The 21074-nt window shown below is 72.4% G+C and carries 15 protein-coding genes and 2 pseudogenes; 13 read left to right on the forward strand and 4 right to left on the reverse strand.

Annotated features, from left to right (window positions below; all coding sequences use genetic code 11):
• Positions 1–194: 194 nt before the first annotated feature.
• The 3 genes from ACZ4VL_RS11205 to ACZ4VL_RS11215 all read left to right on the forward strand — a co-directional run bounded on the left by ACZ4VL_RS11205 (position 195) and on the right by ACZ4VL_RS11215 (position 3406).
• Positions 195–1457 carry a serine hydrolase domain-containing protein gene (locus ACZ4VL_RS11205; protein ID WP_468198431.1) on the forward strand — a complete coding sequence of 421 codons (1263 nt, stop codon included), beginning with the start codon at positions 195–197 and terminating at the stop codon, positions 1455–1457.
• A 56-nt stretch (positions 1458–1513) separates the two neighbouring features.
• On the forward strand, positions 1514–2032 hold the full coding sequence (locus ACZ4VL_RS11210; protein WP_468198434.1) for a SigE family RNA polymerase sigma factor: 519 nt from the start codon (positions 1514–1516) through the stop codon (positions 2030–2032).
• Positions 2033–2122: 90 nt separating this feature from the next.
• Positions 2123–3406 carry a hypothetical protein gene (locus tag ACZ4VL_RS11215; RefSeq protein WP_468198436.1) on the forward strand — a complete coding sequence of 428 codons (1284 nt, stop codon included), beginning with the start codon at positions 2123–2125 and terminating at the stop codon, positions 3404–3406.
• A gap of 60 nt (positions 3407–3466) precedes the next feature.
• On the opposite strand, the gene ACZ4VL_RS11220 is transcribed toward ACZ4VL_RS11215, so the two are convergent.
• Positions 3467–5203 (reverse strand): bifunctional 3'-5' exonuclease/DNA polymerase, encoded by a 1737-nt coding sequence (locus tag ACZ4VL_RS11220; RefSeq protein WP_468198439.1) that lies wholly within the window; start codon positions 5201–5203, stop codon positions 3467–3469.
• A gap of 795 nt (positions 5204–5998) precedes the next feature.
• On the opposite strand from ACZ4VL_RS11220, the gene ACZ4VL_RS11225 reads away from it, so the two are divergent.
• The gene (locus ACZ4VL_RS11225) at positions 5999–7177 is read left to right on the forward strand and encodes a DUF2786 domain-containing protein (protein ID WP_468198441.1); all 1179 of its coding nucleotides are present in this window, start codon (positions 5999–6001) and stop codon (positions 7175–7177) included.
• 147 nt (positions 7178–7324) lie between these two features.
• Positions 7325–7540 carry a DUF397 domain-containing protein gene (locus ACZ4VL_RS11230; RefSeq protein ID WP_360631634.1) on the forward strand — a complete coding sequence of 72 codons (216 nt, stop codon included), beginning with the start codon at positions 7325–7327 and terminating at the stop codon, positions 7538–7540.
• A 207-nt stretch (positions 7541–7747) separates the two neighbouring features.
• On the opposite strand, the gene ACZ4VL_RS11235 is transcribed toward ACZ4VL_RS11230, so the two are convergent.
• A complete protein-coding gene (locus ACZ4VL_RS11235; RefSeq protein ID WP_468198443.1) occupies positions 7748–8266 on the reverse strand; it encodes an ATP-binding protein in 519 nt (172 codons plus the stop codon).
• 344 nt (positions 8267–8610) lie between these two features.
• On the opposite strand from ACZ4VL_RS11235, the gene ACZ4VL_RS11240 reads away from it, so the two are divergent.
• The 6 genes and pseudogenes from ACZ4VL_RS11240 to ACZ4VL_RS11265 all read left to right on the forward strand — a co-directional run.
• A complete protein-coding gene (locus ACZ4VL_RS11240) occupies positions 8611–9489 on the forward strand; it encodes a helix-turn-helix domain-containing protein (RefSeq protein ID WP_468198445.1) in 879 nt (292 codons plus the stop codon).
• An 87-nt stretch (positions 9490–9576) separates the two neighbouring features.
• Entirely contained in the window at positions 9577–11034 is a 1458-nt protein-coding gene (locus tag ACZ4VL_RS11245) for an aldehyde dehydrogenase family protein (protein WP_468198447.1), read from the forward strand.
• Between the two features lie 77 nt (positions 11035–11111).
• Positions 11112–13178: pseudogene (mrdA, locus tag ACZ4VL_RS11250) on the forward strand (penicillin-binding protein 2); the annotation flags it as partial.
• Between the two features lie 163 nt (positions 13179–13341).
• A complete protein-coding gene (locus tag ACZ4VL_RS11255; RefSeq protein ID WP_468198450.1) occupies positions 13342–13896 on the forward strand; it encodes a DinB family protein in 555 nt (184 codons plus the stop codon).
• Between the two features lie 100 nt (positions 13897–13996).
• Entirely contained in the window at positions 13997–14755 is a 759-nt protein-coding gene (locus ACZ4VL_RS11260; RefSeq protein WP_468198452.1) for a MerR family transcriptional regulator, read from the forward strand.
• 165 nt (positions 14756–14920) lie between these two features.
• Positions 14921–15574 (forward strand): annotated as a pseudogene (locus tag ACZ4VL_RS11265) (VTT domain-containing protein); the annotation flags it as partial.
• Between the two features lie 160 nt (positions 15575–15734).
• Here ACZ4VL_RS11265 and ACZ4VL_RS11270 read toward each other — a convergent pair.
• Entirely contained in the window at positions 15735–17414 is a 1680-nt protein-coding gene (locus ACZ4VL_RS11270; RefSeq protein ID WP_468198454.1) for a threonine/serine exporter family protein, read from the reverse strand.
• A gap of 183 nt (positions 17415–17597) precedes the next feature.
• Positions 17598–18089, reverse strand: a complete 492-nt coding sequence (locus tag ACZ4VL_RS11275) for an inorganic diphosphatase (protein WP_468198589.1) — start codon at positions 18087–18089, stop codon at positions 17598–17600.
• Positions 18090–18263: 174 nt separating this feature from the next.
• On the opposite strand from ACZ4VL_RS11275, the gene dacB reads away from it, so the two are divergent.
• Both dacB and ACZ4VL_RS11285 read left to right on the forward strand, forming a co-directional pair.
• Positions 18264–19712 (forward strand): D-alanyl-D-alanine carboxypeptidase/D-alanyl-D-alanine endopeptidase, encoded by a 1449-nt coding sequence (dacB, locus tag ACZ4VL_RS11280; RefSeq protein WP_468198457.1) that lies wholly within the window; start codon positions 18264–18266, stop codon positions 19710–19712.
• A gap of 88 nt (positions 19713–19800) precedes the next feature.
• Positions 19801–20946, forward strand: coding sequence for a zinc-dependent metalloprotease (locus tag ACZ4VL_RS11285; RefSeq protein ID WP_468198459.1), 1146 nt, complete (start codon positions 19801–19803; stop codon positions 20944–20946).
• Positions 20947–21074 lie beyond the last annotated feature (128 nt).

Below are 21074 nucleotides of genomic sequence, written 5' to 3' on the forward strand. Positions count from 1 at the left end.
CGCAGGCAGGAGGCTATTCGTCGTCCGTGTCCGCCCGGGGCGAATGATCGGTCCTGGTCGGACGTGACCGGCCTTGACCGGAGGGCGGGGGTTCCGGGTTGGGCCGTACGGGTAGCGGTCGCCGGGTTTTGGGGGGCGGGCTAGCTTGGAATGGCTGGACCTGGACCTGGACGTCGCGTGGCAGGAGGCCGGGCATGACGACACGGTTGCGCAGGGCGGCGGTGGCGGGGGCTGCCGCGGTGGGGCTGCTGGCGGCGCCCTTGGGAGCGGGGACCGGGTACGCACTGGACGCGGACCCTCGGACGGCACGCGCCGCGGCGGTTTCGGCGCCCACGCCGCAGGACGAGTTCCCGCAGCTCACCCCGGCGGTGGCCCGGCAACTGGACCGGGCGGTGCGGAAGGTGCTGGCCGAGGCCAAGGTGCCCGGCGTGATGGTGGCCCTGTCCGCGCCGGGCAAGGGCGAGTACGTCCGCTCCTTCGGCGTCGCCGACAAGTCGACCGGCCAGCCCATGACCACCAACCTGTACATGCGGATCGGCAGCGAGACCAAGACGTTCACCGTCACGGGCCTGCTGGAGCTGGTCGACCAGGGCAAGGTGGGCCTGGACGACCCGATCGGGAAGTACGTCTCCGGCGTCCCGAACGGCGACCGCATCACCCTGCGCGAGCTGGCCGGGATGCGCAGCGGGCTCTACAACTACTCGGAGGACGACGGCTTCGACAAGGCGCTGACGAGCAATCCGCGCAGGCCGTTCACCCCGCAGGAGTTGCTGTCGTACTCCTTCAAGCACCCGGTGATGTTCGAGCCGAACGCCAAGTTCTACTACAGCAACACCAACCTGATCCTGCTCGGCCTGGTGATCGAGAAGGTCAGCGGGATGAAGCTCAACGACTACATCGACAAGTACGTCACCACGCCCGCCGGGCTGCCGCACACCGTCTTCCCCGTCGGAGCCGAGTTCCCGACGCCGCACGCGCAGGGGTACACCGACGAGACCGCCGACGGGAAGGTGCAGGACGCCACCGACTGGAACCCGTCCTGGGCCTGGGCGGCCGGCGCGATGATCTCCGACCTCCCCGACCTGCGCAAGTGGGCCCGGACCCTGGCCACGGGCACGCTGCTGGAGGCCAGGACCCAGGCCGAGCGGCTCAAGGTCGTCGACGCGCTGCCCGGGACCGGATACGGGCTGGGCATCTTCAACGTGCAGGGTTGGATAGGCCACAACGGCTCGTTGCCCGGCTACCAGTCGCTGACCGTGTTCCTGCCCGAGGCGCAGGCCACCCTGGTCGTGCTGCTCAACACCGACATCACCGCCGAGGGCGAGGAGCCCAGCACGCTCTTCGGCCGGGCCATCACGCAGATCGTGACCCCCGGGCACGTCTTCGACCTGCCGGCGCAGGGCGGACCGGGGAGCCCCGAACCGACGCCGGCGCCGAAGTCGGCGCCGGCGCGGTGAAACGTTCCCCCACCTCCGCCGCGTCAGAAAGGTGAGACGGGCGTGAGGGGGAGTGGATGCGGCAGGGGCGCAGGGATGGGTTCCGCGAGTTCGCGGCAGGCCGATCGGGGCACCTGTACCGGTCGGCCTGCCTCCTCACGAGCGGGGACACCCACCTCGCGGAGGACCTCGTCCAGGAGACCCTGGGGCGGATGTACCTGCTCTGGGGGCGGATCTCCCGCATCGACAACCCTGCCGCCTACGCGCAGACGGTCCTCGTACGGACCTTCCTGACGCACCGCCGGCGCCGCTCGGCGGCGGAACGCCCGGTCGGGGACCTCCCCGAGCAGCCGGACGCGCCGACCTCGATGGGCGGCGTCGAGCCGGAGCTGCGGCTCACGCTCCTCCAGGCGCTGGGGAACCTGCCGCCCAAGGACCGCGTGGTGCTCGTGCTGCGGTACTGGGAGGACCGCAGCATCGAGGAGACCGCCGACGCGATGAACTCCTCCCCCGCGGCGGTACGCACCCGCACCACGCGGGCGCTGGCCCGGCTGCGGGAGCAACTGGGCGGTCCGCTGTCGGAGTTCGTGGGGTGATGAGCGCCTTCCGGCCGGTCGCGCCCGCCGGCTCTCCTTCCGTCTTCCCGCTCCCCCGCCCTCACTACTCGGTGGAAGGTCTGGTCCCGTATGGCTTTCGAAGATGAGCTCGGCGACGCCCTGCGGCGCGTCGGGGACGGATTCGCCGCCGACGAAGCGGCCCTCGCCGCAGCCGGCGAGCAGCACGGGCGGCGGCTGGCGGCCCGGCGCCGCGCGGTCGTGGTCGGCGGGTCGGCGCTGGCCCTGGCCCTGGCCCTGATCGGGGTGGGCGGCGCCTACACCGGCGGCCTGTTCGGCGGCGGCAGCGGGTCCGCCGCGGCGCAGGTGCTGCCCGCCGACCCGGTCGCCGGAAGCGGAAGCGGATCCGGAGTTCGGGGAGGCGGGCCGGGCAGTGGGGCCGTGAGCGCCGCGCAGCTGGTCGGCGTGCTCAAGCAGTTGCTCCCGGGCGGCACCCTGACCGGTAGCCGGGCCCGCGGCACCGGCGACCAGCCTGGCCCGATGGTGTCCGGGGTGTACGACGACGGCAAGGGCCGGGCGGTCGTCGCCGTCGGCCTCTCGCGCGTCGACCCCAAGGGCCGGACCGCGGACGCGGCCGTCACCTGCCAGGAGAAGTCCCGGGCACAGTACGACGGGTGCGAGGCCGTCACCCTCCCGGACGGGGCGCGGCTCATGGTCCTCCAGGGCTACGAACGCTCCGACCGGAGCGCGCCCACCAAACGGTGGGAGGCGGTGCTGGTCACCGCCGAGGGCTTCCAGGTGGAGGTGCAGGAGTGGAACGCCCCCGCCCAGAAGGGCGAGCCCGTGTCGCGCCCGCAACCGCCCCTGGACAAGGCCGGGTTGAAGGCGGTGGTGGCCTCGCCGCTGTGGCTCCCGGCCCTGAAGGACCTGCCGGCCGCGGCGCCCGAAGAACAGCGCCCCCCTGTCCTGGCCGGGGTCCGGGACGCGGTGGTGGCCCTCCAGGCGCTGCTGCCCGGGGCCGGTGCCGGGGACGGGGACGGAGCCGGGGTCACGATCACGAAGCTGGGCGGCACGTCCGATTACGCCTACGCCGTGCTCGACGACGGACGGGGCGGCTCCCTCGTCGAGGCCAACGTGCACACCGGGATGGGGGAGTTGCTGGCGCGGCGCTTCGCCGGAACCGGGACGACCGTGCTGCCGGACGGCACCAGGGTCCGTACGGAGCGGACGGCCGGTGAGAAGGGCGGCGCGGGCGTCGTCAAGTGGACGGTGGACACGCTGCGTACGGACGGCCGGCGCGTGTTGGTCTCCGCGTTCAACACCGCCGACCAGAACGCGGCGGCGACCCGGGCCGAGCCGCTGCTGACGGTCGAACAGCTCCGGAAGATCGCCCTCGACCCCAGGTGGCTCGCCTGAGGCGGAGCCGATGCAGGTCGAAGCGGAGGCGGATCCGGAGGCCCGGGGGCGGGGGCGGCCCTACTTGGCGTCGGCGTAGCACTCCACGATCGCCGTCGTGAACGGGAACCGGACCGGGGTGTCGCCGAAGGCGATCCGCCCGGCCCGGTTCCCGGCGGCACGGATCGCCTCGGCGACGGCCTCGGCCTCCTCGGCCGGGCAGTGCACGATCACCTCGTCGTGCTGGAAGAACACCAGCTCGGCCCGCATCCCGGCGGCGGCGATGGACTGCCGCAGCGCCGCCAGGGCCAGCAGCGCCCAGTCGGCGGCGCTGCCCTGTACGACGAAGTTGCGGGTGAAGCGGCCGCGGGCCCGGGAATCGGTGGAGGCGTAGCTCGGGGTCCAGCCGTCCTCCCGCCGGTCCTGCGGGAGGCCCGCCTCCGCGGGCCCGTCCGCGTACCCGGCCTCGCCGCCCTCCGCGTCCCCGGTGTCGCCGCGGCGGACCGGGGGCGGGCAGGTGCGGCCCAGCCAGGTGCGTACGAGGCGGCCCTCCTCGCCGGCCCTCGCGGCGTCGTCCACGTACGCCACGGCCTGCGGGAAGCGGCGGCGCAGCGCGGCCAGGTTCTTCAGGCCGTCGCCGGAGGTCTGGCCGTACACCGCGCCGAGGACGGCCAGCTTGGCCTGGTCGCGGTCGCCGGAGAAGCCCTGCCGGGAGATGGCCGTGTACAGGTCCTCCCGGCGGCCGGCCACCTCCATGAACGCCGGGTCGCGGGAGATCGCAGCCAGGACGCGCGGCTCCATCTGGTCGGCGTCGGCGACGACCAGCCGCCAGCCCGGGTCGGCGACGACCGCCCGGCGGATCACCTTGGGGATCTGCAGGGCGCCGCCGCCGTTGGTGACCCAGCGGCCGGTCAGGGTGCCGCCGGGGACGAAACCGGGGCGGAAGCGGCCCTCACGGACCCAGTCCTGGAGCCAGCTCCAGCCGTGCGCGGTATAGATCCGGTACAGCTTCTTGTACGCGAGGAGGGGCGCGACCGCGGGATGGTCCAGGCCCTCGATCTCCCATCGGCGGGTGGAGGTGAGCCGGATCCCCGCCGCGGCGAACGCCTTGACCACGTCGGCGGGCAGGTCCGGGCGCACGCGGCGGCCGAACGCGGCGGAGACCTCGTCCGCCAGCTCGGCGAGGCGGCGGGGTTCGCCGCCGCCGGCGTAGCGCTCGCCGAGGAGCTCGGTGAGCAGGGCGCGGTGGACGTCCGCCCGCCAGGGCAGCCCGGCGCGGTTCATCTCGGCGGAGATCAGGAACGCCGCCGACTCCGCCGCCGTCAGCAGGCGCATGCGGTCGGGGTGGGCGGTGGCCGCGTGCCGCCTCTCCTGGTCCTCGTAGACGGCGACCAGCGCGTCGAGGGGCAGCGGATCGGGCCGCGGCTCGAAGAGGGAGTCCTGCGCGCCGGGCGTGGCGGCCCGCGCCGGGGGGTCGGGCGGGACCGGGGCGCCGGTCAGGCGGGCCCAGGCGGCGGCCGCCGAGCGGGGCTCGCCGGAGCGGCCCTCGTGGCCGAGGAGCAGGAGCTCGGCGTCCTCGACGTCGTAGCAGCGGTCCACGCGGATGCCGGCGGCGAGCAGGCGGGGGTAGACGGCCTGGGTGGAGCGCCAGATCCAGCGGGTGGCGGCGGGGGCGGCACGGACGGCTTCGGCGGGGTCGGCGACCGTGATCCGGGGGGTGGGGGTGGGGGTGACGGCTGGTGCGGGAGTGAGGGGGGTGGCGTGCCACCGGCCCTCGGCGTCTTCGGCCAGGGCCCACCGTGGGGGGCGGTCGCTCATGCATGCGAGTGTCCCACCGGGGTCTGACAGGCCCCGGCCGCCGCTCCGGGGCTCCGCCCCGCCGGGCCCCGCGCCTCAATCGCCGGCGGGGCCGTAGTTGCGGGCCGCGCGCGGATGGGAAGCCCGGTGGGGTCCTGGGCGCTGGTCGGATGCCGGCCGGGGCCGGGCCTTCCTGGGGCGCCGCCCCAGAGCCCGCGCCTCAAACGCCGGCGGGGCTGGATTGGCCGGGGTGGTTGTGGACGTGCCGGTCAGGGGTTTGGACGTCGGCCGGGGCCGGGCCTTTCTGGGGCGCCGCCCCAGACCCCGCGCCTCAAACGCCGGCGGGGCTGGATTGGTCGGGGCCGTTGCGAACATGCCGGTCAGGGGGCTTTCTGGGGCGCCGCCCCAGACAGAACACCTCGAACGCCGGCGGGGCTGGATGGGCGGGTCCGCGTGGATCGTCCGGCACGGGTGGGGTGGGGGCCATGGCGGGCGGGGCGCGGGGCGGGACCGGCTGCCCCGCGTGGATCAGCCGGCCTGTACGGATCAGCTGAGCCGGGTGGATTGGTTGGCCCGCGAGGGAGGGCGGGGTCGTGTGGGAGGGCGGGGTCGTGTGGGAGGGCGGGGTCGTGTGGATGGGTGGGCCCGTGTGGGAGGGCGGGGTCGTGTGGATGGGTGGGCCCGCGTGGATGGGTGGCCCGCGTGGGAGGGCGGGGCCGGTGGATCGGCTGGGTCGCGTGGATCGGCTGGGTCGTCGGAGGCGGTGATCGTGGGGGAGGGGAGGGGGTGGTCGTGGGGGCGTGGGAGGGTTGGGGGGTGGAGGATGTTGTGGGGCGGGCCTGTGAAGCCGCGCTGTACGGGCAGGACGACGCCGGGCTCGACGCCGGGGCCTCGTTGCTCGCCGCCGATGCCGGCCGCTGGGTCGAGGTCGGGCGGGGGCTGCTGGCGCGCGGGGAGGCGTACGTGCGCCAGGCCTGGGAGCGCGGCTGGCAGCCTGCGGACGTGCTGCGGCTGGTGCGCCGGGACCTCGACGACCGGCACGTGCGGATCACCCGCGACCTGGTCGGCGGCGAGGCGCGGCGCTACGCCCGGCTGCCCGGGCGGTGGACCGACGCCGAGGCGTGGTGGACGGACGACACGCGGTACGCGGAGCAGCTCGCCCAGCGGGAGAGGGCGGACCGGTTCGCCCTGGCCACGGCCTTCCTGGAGGTGTTCCGGCTGCTGATCCGGCTGCCGTCCATCGAGCCGGTGGGCCCGCTCCCCGGCGACCCGGCGGCCGACGCCCTGGAACACGCCCATGCGCACATCGAGCCGCGCATGCTCGGCCGTATCCGCGCGCTGCTCGCGAAGGCCGAGGCGACCACGTACCCGGAGGAGGCGGAGGCGCTCAGCGCCAAGGCGCAGGAGCTCATGGCCCGGCACACCGTCGACGAGGCGCTGCTCGCGGCCGGCGGGAAGGGGCCCGCCCAGCTGCCGGCGGCCTGCCGGATCGGGGTGGAGCCGCCGTACGAGGAGGCCAAGGCGGTGCTGCTCGACGCGGTGGCCGGCGCGAACCGGTGCCGGGCGGTGTGGAACAGCGCCTTCGAGTTCTCCACGGTGGTCGGCTTCGAGAGCGACATCGAGGCGGTGGAGCTGCTCTACACCTCGCTGCTCGTGCAGGGCACGGCCGCGATGACCCGGGCCGAGGCCGAGCAGCGGGCCGGCGGGCGCAAGCGGACCAAGACGTTCCGGCAGTCGTTCCTGCTGGCCTACGCCAGCCGCCTCGGCCGCCGCCTCGCCGAGACCGCCGAGCACACCGCGTCCGAGGTGCCGGACAACCTGCCCGCCCTGGTGGCCCGCGACGTCGCCGTCACGGCCCGGACGGACGAGATGTTCCCCCGCACCACGACCACCCGGCTGCGCGGGGCCACGGACCTCGCGGGGTGGAACGACGGGACGGCGGCCGCCGACCGGGCGCAGATGCACCACCGACGGGACCGGCCGCTTCCGCGTTAGCCCTCGTCCGCCCCAGAACGTGATCAAGAGAGCACCCTCCGCGTGCACGTGCATCTGCCCATGCAGCTACCCGTGAACACAGCTATGATCCGGTGGAGTTGACATCTGCACTATCGGGGGCTTCCTGTGGACCACGCGTACAACGGGATGGCAGCTGCAGAACTCGACGGCGTGACCTGGCAGAAGAGCAGACACAGCAACTCGCAAGGGTCCTGTGTGGAGTTCGCCAAGCTGCCGGGGGGTGCTGTCGCCGTGCGCAACTCCCGCTTTCCTGACGGCCCGGCACTCGTCTACACGCCGGCCGAGATCGAGGCGCTGCTGCTGGGCGTCAAGGACGGCGAGTTCGACCACCTGATCAGCTGAGCGGCGGACTCGGCAGCCGACTCAGGAGCCGACTCGGGAGCGGACTCGTACCACTCAGGAAACGCGCCACCGATCAAGCCATGCACGTGCACCGGCCGGAACCGATCGGCATGATCGATTCCGGCCGGTCGGCCCGATCCCGCGCTCCGTTTCCCGCAGTTTTCCGCCGTTTTCCGGCCCGGCCGGTACCGGCCCCGCCGCGGGCCGCTACTCGTGGAGCATGAACAGCGCCCACACGACCTTGCCGGTCAGCCGCCCCGCGAGCGGGTGCCAGCCCCAGCTGTCGCTGTAGGCGTCCACCAGGAACAGCCCGCGCCCCGACTCCAGGTCGCAGTTCTCCTGGGTGCGCTCCGGCTCGAACGATCCGCCGGGTCGGTCCTCGCTGGGGTCGCGCACCGCGCACACCAGCCGCGAGCTCCACCGCATCAGGTGCAGCCGCACGGCCGCCTCGGGCTCGCCGCTCCTGGCCGTCGCCGACCGCGAATCCCCTGGTAGGGCGTGTCGCAGCGCGTTGGTGACCAGCTCGGAGACGACCAGGGCCACATCGTCGAAGCGGTCGTCGAGGCCCCACTGGGACAGGGTCGACCGGGTGAACGATCGGGCTCCGCGGACCGCTTCGAAGCGGGCGGGCAGGGAGCAGGAGGCGGACCCGGACACAGCCGTGGGGTCGACCGGGGGCAGCCCCTGCCGTAACGGCTCGAGCATGGTCGATCCATTCGTCCCCATGCGAGGCACTCCCGGGATTCGCGGACGTGGCGGCGGCTTGCGTCCAGAAAGAACTGCGGGGTGGGTCCGGCGCCGGCGCGAAGAGCACGCAGGTGCGCGGCACCATCGTTCCGAATGCAGAAGCTGGATGCAAGGGCAGATGCACGTGCACGCGCCGGACCTGTCCCCTCCCGTGATGGTTCTTGCTCATTTCTTCCTACGCAGACTTACGGACTTCTTTTGCGGCAGCCCGGATTCCGTTACAGAACGAGTACGGGCCGATGCGTTTTGGTGGCAGACTGCGGGGCCTGGGGTTCGGGGGCCCAGCGACGCAGCACACGCGCAGACCACGCGTATCCATGGCGATGGGGAGGGCAGGACTAGTGACCGCAGAAGCAGGCGGTTCCGTGGTGCGCCGCATCCTCCTGGGCTCACAGCTCAGGCGACTCCGAGAATCCCGGGGCATCACCCGTGAGGCGGCCGGCTACTCGATCCGCGCATCAGAATCGAAGATCAGCCGCTTGGAGTTGGGAAGGGTGAGTTTCAAGGCACGAGACGTCGAGGACCTCCTCACGCTCTACGGGGTCACGGACGGCGCGGAGCGCGAGTCGCTCCTCGGCCTCGTCCGGGAGGCCAACGCGGCCGGATGGTGGCACAGTTACGGCGACGTGCTGCCGAGCTGGTTCCAGACCTACATCGGACTGGAGGGCGCGGCCTCGCTCATCCGGATCTACGAAGTCCAGTTCGTCCACGGCCTGTTGCAGACCGAGGCGTACGCCCAGGCCGTCGTCAGCCGCGGCATGCCCGGCGCCTCCCAGGCGGAGATCGACCGCCGCGTCGCGCTGCGCCTGGAGCGCCAGAAGGTGCTCGTCTCCGAGAGCGCCCCGGTCTTCCACGCCGTCCTCGACGAGGCCGCCCTGCGCCGCCCGTACGGGGGCCGCGACGTCATGCGGGGCCAGCTGGAGCACCTCATCGAGGTCTCGCAGCGGCCCAACGTGCAGCTGCAGGTGATGCCGTTCTCCTTCGGCGGCCACTCCGGCGAGAGCGGCGCCTTCACCCTGCTGCGCTTCCCCGAGTCCGACCTCCAGGACATCGTGTACCTGGAGCAGCTCACCAGCGCCCTCTACCTCGACAAGGAAGAGGAGGTCGGGCAGTACGAGCGGGCGATGACCCGGCTCCAGGCGGACTGCCCCGGCCCCGACCAGACCCGCGATCTCCTGCGCGGCCTACTCCAACTGTCTTGATTCGCACGTAGTATGACGTCTGATCAGTGCATGACCGATCAGTCTGACGGTGCAGCGCACGGGTGCGCGCTGGCAGTAAGGGATGGCATGTCCATATTCGACGACCTGGCTCACCAGTACATCGACGGCACATGGCAGGCCGGCACCGGTTCGTGGGACATCATCGACGTCAACCCGTACAACGGGGAGAAGCTCGCGGCCATCACCGTGGCCACCGTCGAGCAGGTGGACCAGGCCTACCGCGCCGCCGAGCGCGCGCAGAGAGACTGGGCCGCCACCAGCCCCTACGCCAGACGCGCCGTCCTGGAACGGCTCCTGCGGATCATCGAGGAGCGGGAGAAGGAACTCGTCGAGGCGATGATCGACGAGCTCGGCGGCACCCGCTCCAAGGCCGAGTACGAGATCTACCTCGCCAAGGAGTTCGTCCGCGAGGCGATGCAGCTGGCCGTCCGCCCCGAGGGCCGGATCCTGATCTCGCCGGTCGAGGGGAAGGAGAGCCGCGTCCAGCGGCTCCCCGTCGGGGTGGTCACCGTGATCAGCCCCTTCAACTTCCCCTTCCTGGTCACCCTGAAGTCGGCGGCCCCGGCCCTGGCCCTGGGCAACGCCGTCGTGGTCAAGCCGAACCAGAACGCCCCCGTGATCGGCGGCGGGGTCATCGCCAAGCTCTTCGAGGACGCGGGCCTGCCGCCCGGGCTCCTCAGCGTGCTCGTCACCGACATCGCCGAGATCGGGGACGCCCTGCTGACCCACCCGGTCCCCAAGGTGATCTCCTTCGCCGGCTCCGACCGCGTCGGCCGGCACGTCGGCGCCGTCGCCGCCCGCCACTTCAAGCGGACCGTCCTGGAGCTCAGCGGCAACAGCGCCCTGGTCGTCCTCGACGACGCGGACATCGACTACGCCGTGGACGCGGCCGTCTTCAGCCGCTTCGTCTACCAGGGCCAGGTCTGCATGGCCGCCAACCGGATCCTGGTCGACGCCTCCGTCGCCGAGGAGTTCACCGAGAAGTTCGCCGCACGGGTCCGCGGACTGAAGACCGGCGACCCCCGCGAGGCCGACACCCACATCGGCCCGCTGATCAACTCCTTCCAGGCAGAGGCGCTCACCGCGCTCGTGGACCGGGCCGTGGAATCCGGCGCCCGGGCGCTCGTACGCGGCTCTACGCGCGGAAACCTGGTCGAACCCACCGTGCTGACCGGGATCCCCGAGGACTCCCCGCTGCTCGGCCAGGAGATCTTCGGCCCCGTCGCCCTGCTGATGGTCTTCGACGGCGAGGAAGAGGCCGTCGCCATGGCCAACGCGACCCCGTACGGGCTGTCCGGGGCCGTGCACACCCGGGACGTGGAGCGAGGCGTCCGCTTCGCCCAACGCATCGAGACCGGGATGATGCACGTCAACGACTCCACCATCGGCGACGAGCCGCTGGCGGCGTTCGGCGGGGAGAAGGCCTCCGGCCTCGGCCGGCTGAACGGCGAGGCCACGGTCGAGGCCTTCACCACCCAGAAATGGATCTCGGTGCAGCACGGCAGGAGCACCTTCCCGCTCTGAGCGGGGCCCGCTCTAGACTCGGCAGGACCGGCACTCGGCCGGGTCGGCGGCGGGCAGCGCTTCGGGGGAGTTTCGAGTTGAGCAACATTCCGGAGACGGGGCGGACGCCCCGGGTCCAGAACCGTCTGGTGGTCATCCAGGTGGTCGTCTTCTCGCTGCTGCTCACCCTCGGCGGCCGCCTGTGGTACCTCCAGATCCGCAACGGCCAGGAGTACACCGACGAGGCGAAGAACAACCACGTCCAGCAGGTCGTCCAGCCCGCCGTGCGCGGCTCGATCCTCGACGCCCGCGGTGTCCCCCTCGCCGACAACGAGACCCGCATGGTGGTCTCCGCCAGCCGCACCGAGCTGAGCAAGATGAAGGACCGGGGCAAGGACGTCCTCACCCGCCTCGCGGGCGTCCTGGGCCTGCCGCCGGAGGGCGTCGTCAACAGCGTCCGGCTGTGCGACGCCAAGACCCCGAAGCCCTGCTGGAACGGTTCGCCGTACCAGCCGATCCCGATCACCGCCGAGGCCACCACCGACCAGGTCCTGGAGATACGGGAGCACGCGGAGCGTTTCCCGGGCATCACCGCCGAGCCGACCGCCCTGCGCCGCTACCCCGCCCCGGACCAGGCCAACACCTCCCAGGTGCTCGGCTACCTCTCGCCCGTCACCGACGCGGAGATCACCAAGGCGAAGAAGACCGACTCCCCGTACCTGCGCTCCGACCAGGTCGGCCGCTCCGGTCTGGAGCGCACGTACGACAAGGAGCTGCGCGGCAAGGCGGGCGTCACCCGCTACGAGGTCGACAACCTCGGCCGCGTCATCGGACTGGCCCAGGCCGACAAGCCCACGCCCGGTGCGAACGTCGTCACCTCGATCGACTCGCGCGTGCAGGCGGTCGCCGAGCGCGAGCTGGCGTACGCCATGGCCGAGGCCCGCAAGACGTACGACAAGAACACGCGCCGCAACTACGAGGCCGACTCGGGCGCCGTCGTCGTCATGGAGGCCAAGACCGGCCGCATCGTCGCGATGGCCTCCAGCCCGACGTACGACCCGGGCCTGTGGGTCGGCGGCATCTCCGCCAAGGACTACGCGTCCCTCACGGCCAAGGAGTCCAACTACCCGCTGCTGAACCGGGCGATCCAGGGCCAGGCCGCCCCCGGCTCCATCTTCAAGGTGGTCTCCTCGACGGCCGCGGTCAACGCCGGCTACCCCTTCGACGGCCGCTACCCCTGCCCCAGCTCCTACTCCGTGGGCGGCCAGACCTTCACCAACTTCGAGTCCCAGGGCTACGGCGACATCAACATCGGCCGCGCCCTGGAGGTCTCCTGCGACACGGTCTACTACGCCCTCGCCGACAAGGAGTGGAAGAAGGACGGCGGGATCAACCCGAAGAAGGACCCCAAGGACTGGTTCCTGAAGACGGCCCACGAGTTCGGCCTCGGCAAGCCGACCGGCGTCGACCTGCCCAACGAGGTCGCCGGCCGGGTCCCCGACCGCCAGTGGAAGAAGGACTTCTTCGAGGCCAACAAGGCCGCCTGGTGCCGGGACGGCAAGAAGGACGGAAGCTTCGCCGAGAAGATCGCCTACGAGAACTGCCGCCAGGGCAACCAGTTGCGCGAGGGCGACGCCATCAACTACTCCATCGGCCAGGGCGACACCCTCGTCACCCCGATCCAGATGGCCTCGATCTACGCGGCCATCGCCAACGGCGGCACCCTGCACCAGCCCACCATCGGCAAGGCGGTCGTCAGCGCCGACGGCACCTCGGTGAAGGAGATCGCCCCGAAGGAGCAGGCCCGGCTGCCCATGGACGCCGAACTGCGCGACGACATCGACCGGGCCCTCGCCTCCGTGGTCACCTCCGGCAGCGCGGCCTGGCGGTTCGGCGGCTGGCCGCAGAAGCAGATCCCGATGCACGCCAAGACCGGCACCGCCGAGGTCCAGGGCAAGCAGACCACCTCCTGGTTCGCCTCGTACACCGAGGACTACTCGATCGTGATGACGATCTCCCAGGGCGGTACCGGCTCCGGTGCCTCCGGTCCGGCCGTCCGCAAGATCTACGAGGCGATGTACGGGCTCGACGAGAAGGGCGGCCAGGACCTGTCCAAGGCCCTCCTGCCCAAGCCGATGACCGAACTCCCGGCGATCCGCCCGGACGACGGGACGTCCTGAGCGAGGTTCCGCCGCAGCGATGCGCCCGGTGATCTCCCGCCGATTTCCCGGTGGTCTCCCATGATCTAGGACAGGATCTGACCGCATCGATCCGTAGCGTGAGGGGTGTCAGCAGGACGCACGGCACCCTGAGAAGGCGGAGGTCCCCATGCCCACGTTCGTACCCGCAGAAGCCCCCGGCGACGAGCGCAGCGCGCTCCTGTCCTACGTGGACTCCCAGCGCGGCGCGCTGCGCCGCGCGGCGCACGGCCTGACCGACGAGCAGGCGGCGAGCCGTCCCAGCGCGAGCGGGTTGTCCCTGTCCGGGCTGCTCAAGCACGCCGCCGAGGTGGAGCTGAACTGGCTGCGGATGGCGCAGCAGCAGCCCAACGAGCGCCAGCGCAACGAGGAGACCTGGGGCGACAGCTTCCGGCTCGTCGGGGACGAGACCGTCTCCGAGGTGCTCGCCCTCTGGGACTCGGTCGCCGCCGAGCTGGAGAAGTTCATCCGCGAGGTGCCCAGCCTGGACGACACCTTCCCGCTGCCCGACGTGCCCTGGTTCCCCAAGGACACGCGGGTCTCGATGCGCTGGCTGATGCTCCACCTGGTCGAGGAGCACGCCCGGCACGCGGGACACGCCGACGTCATCCGGGAATCCCTGGACGGCAGGACCGCCTTCGAGCTGGTGGCCCTGGCGCAGGGCGGGACCTGGCCGCCGGCGTAGGCTCCGCCACGGCCGGACGGCGACGGCCCGGACCCGGGACTTGCACCTCACGCGGCGTGAGGCAGGAGGGTCGGGGGCGTACGAGAGAAGGGCGGAAGCAATGGGCTACTCCGTGGGCCAGGTCGCCGGTTTCGCCGGAGTCACGGTGCGCACGCTGCACCACTACGACGAGATCGGGCTGCTCTCCCCGAGCAGCCGCAGCCACGCGGGCCACCGGCGGTACGACGACGCCGACCTGGACCGGCTGCAGCAGATCCTGTTCTACCGGGAGCTCGGCTTCCCCCTCGACGAGGTCGCGGTCCTGCTGGACGACCCGGACTCGGACCCCAGGGAGCACCTGCGCCGGCAGCACACCCTCCTGTCCGACCGGATCGCCCGGCTCCAGCAGATGGCCAAGGCCGTGGAGCACGCCATGGAGGCGAAGAAGATGGGCATCAACCTCACGCCCGAGGAGAAGTTCGAGGTCTTCGGGGACGACGACCCCGACCAGTACGCCGAGGAGGTCGAGCAGCGCTGGGGCGGTACCGAGGCGTACGAGGAGTCCCGGCGCAGGGCCGCGTCCTACACCAAGGAGGACTGGCAGCGGATCCAGGCCGAGGGGGAGGACCTGAACCGGCGGCTGGCCGCACTGCTGGACTCGGGGGCGGCCGCCGACTCCGAGGAGGCCATGGACCTGGCCGAGGAGCACCGCGCCGCGATCGAGCGCAACCACTACACCTGCCCGTACGAGATGCACACCTGCCTCGGCGAGATGTACGTCTCCGACGAGCGGTTCACGGCGCACTACGACTCCGTGCGGTCGGGGCTGGCGGTGTTCCTGCGGGACGCCATCCTCGCCAACGCGGTCCGCAGGGCGTAGCCGTGGCGTAGCGGGACGCGCGACGGGGGCACATCAGGCGTACGGCCACCTCCGGGTACCTGGAACCCGGAGGTGGCCGTATCCGTTGAAAATTGAGACACTCCCCCCAGTCCGCCGCACCCCCCGCGCTCGCGGACGCCCCCGATCCTGGAGATACCCGCACCCGTGTACACGCTTGCGCTCGCCCCTGAGTGGCTGTCCCCGGACTACTTGATTTCGCACTTCGGGCTGATCGGCATCCTGGTCATCGTCTTCGCCGAATCGGGACTGTTCGCCTTCCTGCCCGGTGACTCCCTGCTCTTCACGGCGGGCCTGCTGGTCGCCAACGGCGAGTACATCAAGCAGCCGCTGTGGCTGGTGTGCACCCTGATCACGGCCGCCGCGATCCTCGGCGACCAGGTCGGCTACATGATCGGCAAGTTCTTCGGCCCGAAGCTCTTCAACCGGCCGAACTCCAAGCTCTTCAAGCGGGAGAACCTGGACAAGGCCCACGAGTTCATGGACAAGCACGGCCCGAAGGCCATCGTGCTCGCCCGCTTCGTGCCGATCATCCGCACCTTCGCGCCGATGGTCGCAGGCGCCGGTTCGATGCAGTACCGCACCTTCCTGACCTACAACGTCATCGGCGGCGTGGCCTGGGGCACCGGCCTCACGGTCGCGGGCTACTGGCTCGGCCAGATCGCGTTCATCAAGGAGAACGTCGAGGCGATCCTCGTCGGCATCGTGCTGGTCTCCGTGATCCCCGTGATCTTCGAGGTGCTCAAGGCCCGCAAGGAGGCCAAGGCGGCCGGCGGCTCGGCGGCCGTGCCCCCCGCCGCGGGCGAGCGTCGCCGCCACGCCAAGCGGTAGCAGCTGTTCCGCGCCCTGCGGACGACCCTCCTGCGCCCCGGAGGACCTTCCCGGTCCATCGGGGCGCAGCTGCGTTCCCGGGCCCGCAGACGGCGCCGTACGCCGGCGGGGGCGGGGGCGGGAGCAGGGGTCAGAAGCCGCGGGTCCGCTTCGCCGCGGCCCGGCGCCGGGCGGCGCTGGCGGCCTGCGGGATCCGCATGAACAGCCGCGAGGTCTCCGCCCCGAGGTTCACCCCGATCGCGATGGCCAGCGCGATGGCCGCGGCGTTGGTCAGTGAGCCGAGGCCCTTGTTGAGCTGGTTCTCGGCGATGAGCAGCAGCCCGTAGTACGTCGCGGAGCCGGGCAGCAGCGGGCCGATGGCGGCGGTCACGTACGGCAGGGCGGAGGCGGAGCGGTAGCGGGAGAAGAGCTGGCCGAACAGGCCGACGAGCCCGGCGGCGATGGCCGTGGAGGGCACCGGCGGGATGCCGCCCGCGAAGTGAAGGGCCCCGAACGTGGCCCAGGCGACGCCGCCGTTCAGCGTCACGATCCACACGGTGGAACGTTCCTGCTGGAGCAGGATCGCGAACGTGAACACCAGCACCATCGACGCCGCGATCTGGATCAGCGGCCGCTGCGTGATCTGGAGGACCTCCTCCGGCCGGGGCGCGGCGCCCAGCTGGAGCCCCAGGTACAGCACGACCAGCACGCCCATGATGATGCCGATGAAGAGGTACATGACCTCCAGCAGGCGGGCCGAGGCGGTGATGTAGAAGCCGGTCAGGCCATCCTGCACGGCCGCGACCAGGGCCCGACCGGGCAGCAGGGCGAACAGCCCACCGGTGATCACCGCCGAGGCCTGGATGTCCTCGATCGCCAGCAGCTTGAGCGCCACCCCGAACGCGGCGGGCGGCATCGCCGCGACCACGAACTGGTAGAACTCCGGCAGCCCGCGCCCGGCGCACAGCCAGGCCAGCCGGTCGCCGAGCATGGCCCCGATCGCAGCCGCGAAGAAAACGATCACGCCGCCGCCGACCAGGACGGAGGCGGCACCGGCGAGCAGCCCGGCTGCGGCCGTGAGGACCCAGGTCGGGTACGGGTGCCGGTTGCGCCGGATCTCGGCGAGCCGCCGGTAGGCCTCCTCCAGCGAGACGTCGACCTCGGCCGTGCTGATGTCGGCCACCAGCCGGTAGACCGCCGCCAGCCGCGTGTAGTCGGTGCCGCGGCGGCGCACGGTCCGGCTGGCCGACACCGGGTGGCCCACGAGGGACGGGTGATGGGTGATCGACAGCATGGTGAAGGTGACCGTCGGCTCGCAGCGGTCCAGCCCGTAGCTGCGGGCCACGGCGAACATGGCCGCCTCCACGTCCTCGGCGCCCTCGCCGCCCGCCAGCATCAGCTCGCCGATGCGCAGGGTCAGGTCGAGCACCCGGCCTACGGCGGGCCCCGACTCGGCGGGCCTCTGCACCGGCTCGGGGACGGGCCGCACGTCCACCGGCATGCGCAGCATGGTGCGCATCCGGTCCTGCCAGGGGGACTCCGTCAGCCAGGAGATCGGGAAGCCGGAGCCGGGCGTGTACGCCTGCGGGGAGCGCTGGGCGCTGTACGTGGACGGCGGCGCGAACGCGGACCCCTCGGCGGACCCCTCGGCGGGCTCCTCCGGCGGCAGGGGCAGCCCCTCCGGGACGGTGAACTCCGACGTGGGCTGCTCGTTCCCGGCGAACTCCGGCTCCGTCCCGCGCGGCGGGGAGAAAGCGCTGTGCGCCTCGTCCGAGACCGGCTTGCGGTCCTCCGCGCGCTCAGGGTCCTCGGGTCCCTCGGCCTCCGCCACGCGTCCTCCCGTCCCCGGCCAGCCCGGGTATCAGTATGCGGAAGGGTTTCATCCACGGCGAAACCGGCGGACGGCGTCCCGGGAAACGGCAGCGGGCGGCATCCCCGCAACGGGGATGCCCCCCGCGATGTCACGGCGGCGCCGGGGCCTCAGCCGGCCCGGCGGCCGTCACAGGGGACGGGCTCAGTGGCCGCCCTGGTCCTGCAGACGCTTGAAGGAGCGCTCGATCTCGGCCTCGGCCTCGGCGCGGCCGACCCAGTCGGCGCCCTCGACCGACTTGCCCGGCTCCAGGTCCTTGTAGACCTCGAAGAAGTGCTGGATCTCCAGGCGGTCGAACTCGGAGATGTGGTGGATGTCGCGCAGGTGCTCGACACGCGGGTCGGAGGCCGGCACGCACAGCAGCTTGTCGTCGCCGCCCGCCTCGTCCGTCATGCGGAACATGCCGATGGCGCGGCACTTGATCAGGCAGCCCGGGAAGGTGGGCTCGTCCAGGATGACCAGCGCGTCCAGCGGGTCGCCGTCCTCGCCGAGGGTGTTCTCGACGAAGCCGTAGTCCGTCGGGTAGCTGGTCGAGGTGAAGAGGCGACGGTCCAGACGGATCCGGCCGGTCTCGTGGTCCACCTCGTACTTGTTCCGCGAACCCTTGGGGATCTCGATGGTGACGTCGAACTCCACGTCCTGCTCCTCCATGATCAGCTTCGTTGCTCGAGTGATAGCGCGTCCGGCCCACCCTCACCCAGCTACCGCTGGGTGGGGCCCCCAGCCGGGTGGGGTGCCATGCTCGCGGCAAGACGCAGTGGTTAAGTGTCCCTCACGCATATCCGTGATCGCGAAAGGGGCTGGTCCGAGGTGCCCTTGGTCAAGACGTGGCAGCTCGTCGCGGGGTCGACCGTCGCCGGTCTGGCCCTGTCGGTGGCAGCGGTGTCCGCTGCCGGTCCTTGGGACTCCGGCCAGCGTAAGGCCGAGCGGGACAGGGCCGCCTCCTGGAGCATGATGGGTGGCGCAGATCACGCCGACCCCCCGGTGCAGGCCGCGCCCAGCGCCCCCGGCGTGCTCGCCGGGATCGGCCCCGACGGCGCCCCCCGGGCCGGGAACGGCGCCGGCGCCGCCGCCGCGGCCGGCGACACCCGTCTCGGCGAGGCGCTGCGCCCCCTCCTGGCCGACCCGGCGCTCGGCCCCCTGCACACCGCCTCGGTCGTCGAGGTCGGCACCGGCCGGGTGCTGTTCGAGTCCGGGGCGCGCGAGCCGATGACCCCGGCCTCCACCGTCAAGATCGCCACCGCGGCGGCGGCGCTGGCCGCCCTCGGACCCGACCACCGCATCCGCACCACCGTCGTCCCCGGCGCCGGCCCCGGGCAGATCGTGCTGGTCGGCGGCGGCGACCCCTCGCTCACCGCCCGCAAGAAGAGCCCGGCCGGATCCGGCGGCAGCCTCGTCGCGCTCGCCGCCGACACCGCCCAGGCCCTCAAGGCCGCCGGCACCGACTCGGTGGCCCTCGGCTACGACGACACCCTCTACACCGGCCCCGCCCGCCACCCGATCGGCGCCAACCCGAACATCGCGCTGGTGACCCCCCTCGCCGCCGACGAGGGCCGCCCCGACGAGTCCGTCTCCGGGCCCGTCGACCGGGTCGAGGACCCCTCCGGGGAGGCCGCCCGCGCCTTCGCCGCCCTGCTCGGCGAGCGCGGCGTCACGGTCACCGGCGAGCCCGGGAAGGCCAAGGCCGCCGCCGGCGCGCAGCCGCTCGCCACCACCCTGTCCACCCCGCTCGCCGGCCTGGTCGAGCGGATGCTGACCAACAGCGACAACGACATCGCCGAGGCCCTCGCCCGGCAGACCGCCCTCGCCTCCGGGCAGCCCGCCAGCTTCGAGGGCGCCGAGAAGGCCGTCACCGCCCGCCTCGCCGCCCTCGGCGTCGACACCGCCGGCTCCCGCTTCGCCGACGGCAGCGGGCTCAACCGCGCCGACAAGGTCAGCAGCGGCCTGCTGACCGGGCTCCTGGTCCGCGCAGCCGACCCGCAGCGCCCGGAGCTGCGGCCGGTCCTCACCGGGCTCCCCGTCGCCGGCTTCACCGGCACCCTGCGCGCCCGCAACGCGGGCACCTCCCCGGCCGCAGGCCTCGTACGGGCCAAGACGGGCACCCTGACCGGCGTGAACTCCCTGTCCGGCACCGTCGTCGACTCCTCCGGGCGGCTGCTCGCCTTCGCCTTCCTGACCGCCGACGCCGCCGACGGCCCGGCCGCCGAGAAGGGCCTGGACAAGCTCGCAGCAGCCGTGGCCGGCGCGTCCCGGCGGTAGCCCGGGGCCGCCGCGCCGATCGCCGGCCGGGCCACCCCGCCGCTCCACAGGGGATCCGCAAAGGGGCCGGTCCACGTACCGTTGACGCATGACGAGCATCGGTGGTGCCGAGATGGTCGACTGGAACCTCGCGGTCGCGACCGCGGTCCGGCTGGTCCGGCCGGGTCCGGAGGTCAGCCGCGACGAGGCCCGGGCCGTGGTGGCGGAACTGCGCAGGCATGCCAGGACCTCCGAGCGCCACGTCCGCACGTTCACCCGGATGATCCATGACGACGCGGTCGTCCCCGACACCCCCGTCCTCGTCGTCGACCGGGCCGGCTGGGTCCGGGCCAACGTGGCCGGGTTCCGCGCGCTCCTCGGCCCCCTGCTCGGCAAGATGCAGGACCGCAGGGCCGGCTCGCCCGGCGGCGCCGTCCTCGGCGCGGTCGGCGGCAAGGTCACCGGCGTCGAGCTGGGCATGCTGCTGAGCTTCCTGGCCTCCCGCGTCCTCGGCCAGTACGAGACCTTCGCCCCCGTCGGGCGGGACCTGCCGGGCTCCCGCCCGGGCGGCGGCCGGCTCCTGCTCGTCGCCCCCAACATCGTCCACGTCGAGCGCGAGCTGGACGTGCACCCGCACGACTTCCGGCTGTGGGTCTGCCTCCACGAGGAGACGCACCGTACGCAGTTCACCGCCGTCCCGTGGCTCCGCGACCACCTGGAAGGCGAGATCCAGACCTTCCTCGGGGCCACCGAGATGGAGCCGGCGGCCGTCCTGGAACGCCTGCGCGAGGCCGCCCAGTCCTTCGCCGGCGCCCGTCCCGACGCCGAGTCCGGTGAAGAGGGCCGCTCCCTGGTCGAACTCGTCCAGACCCCCGAGCAGCGCGAGGTGCTCGGCCGGCTCACCGCCGTGATGTCCCTGCTCGAAGGCCACGCCGACTTCGTGATGGACGGCGTCGGCCCCGAGGTGGTGCCCTCGGTCGCCGAGATCCGGGAGAAGTTCCAGCAGCGCCGCGCCTCCGGCGCCGGCCGCCTCGACGCCGCCCTGCGCAAACTGCTCGGACTCGACGCCAAACTGCGCCAGTACCGCGACGGCGAGCGCTTCGTGCGCGCCGTCGTCGACCAGGTCGGCATGGACGGCTTCAACCGGGTGTGGACCTCCCCGAACACCCTGCCCACCAAGGCCGAGATCGCCCGGCCCGCGGACTGGGTGGCGCGCGTGCACCGCAAGGGGAGCGAACCGAGCGAAGGAGGGTGACGCGGGGGGCGTAAACATGTCCCACTGGGGGAAGCAGCGTCACCCGTCCGAGGGACCGTGGGGCGTGGAAGGGCGTGCGATGCTCAGGGAACGGCTCGGCTCTGTCACCATCGACGCACTCTGAGTGA

Source organism: Streptomyces sp. NPDC029014 (genome assembly GCF_055564695.1).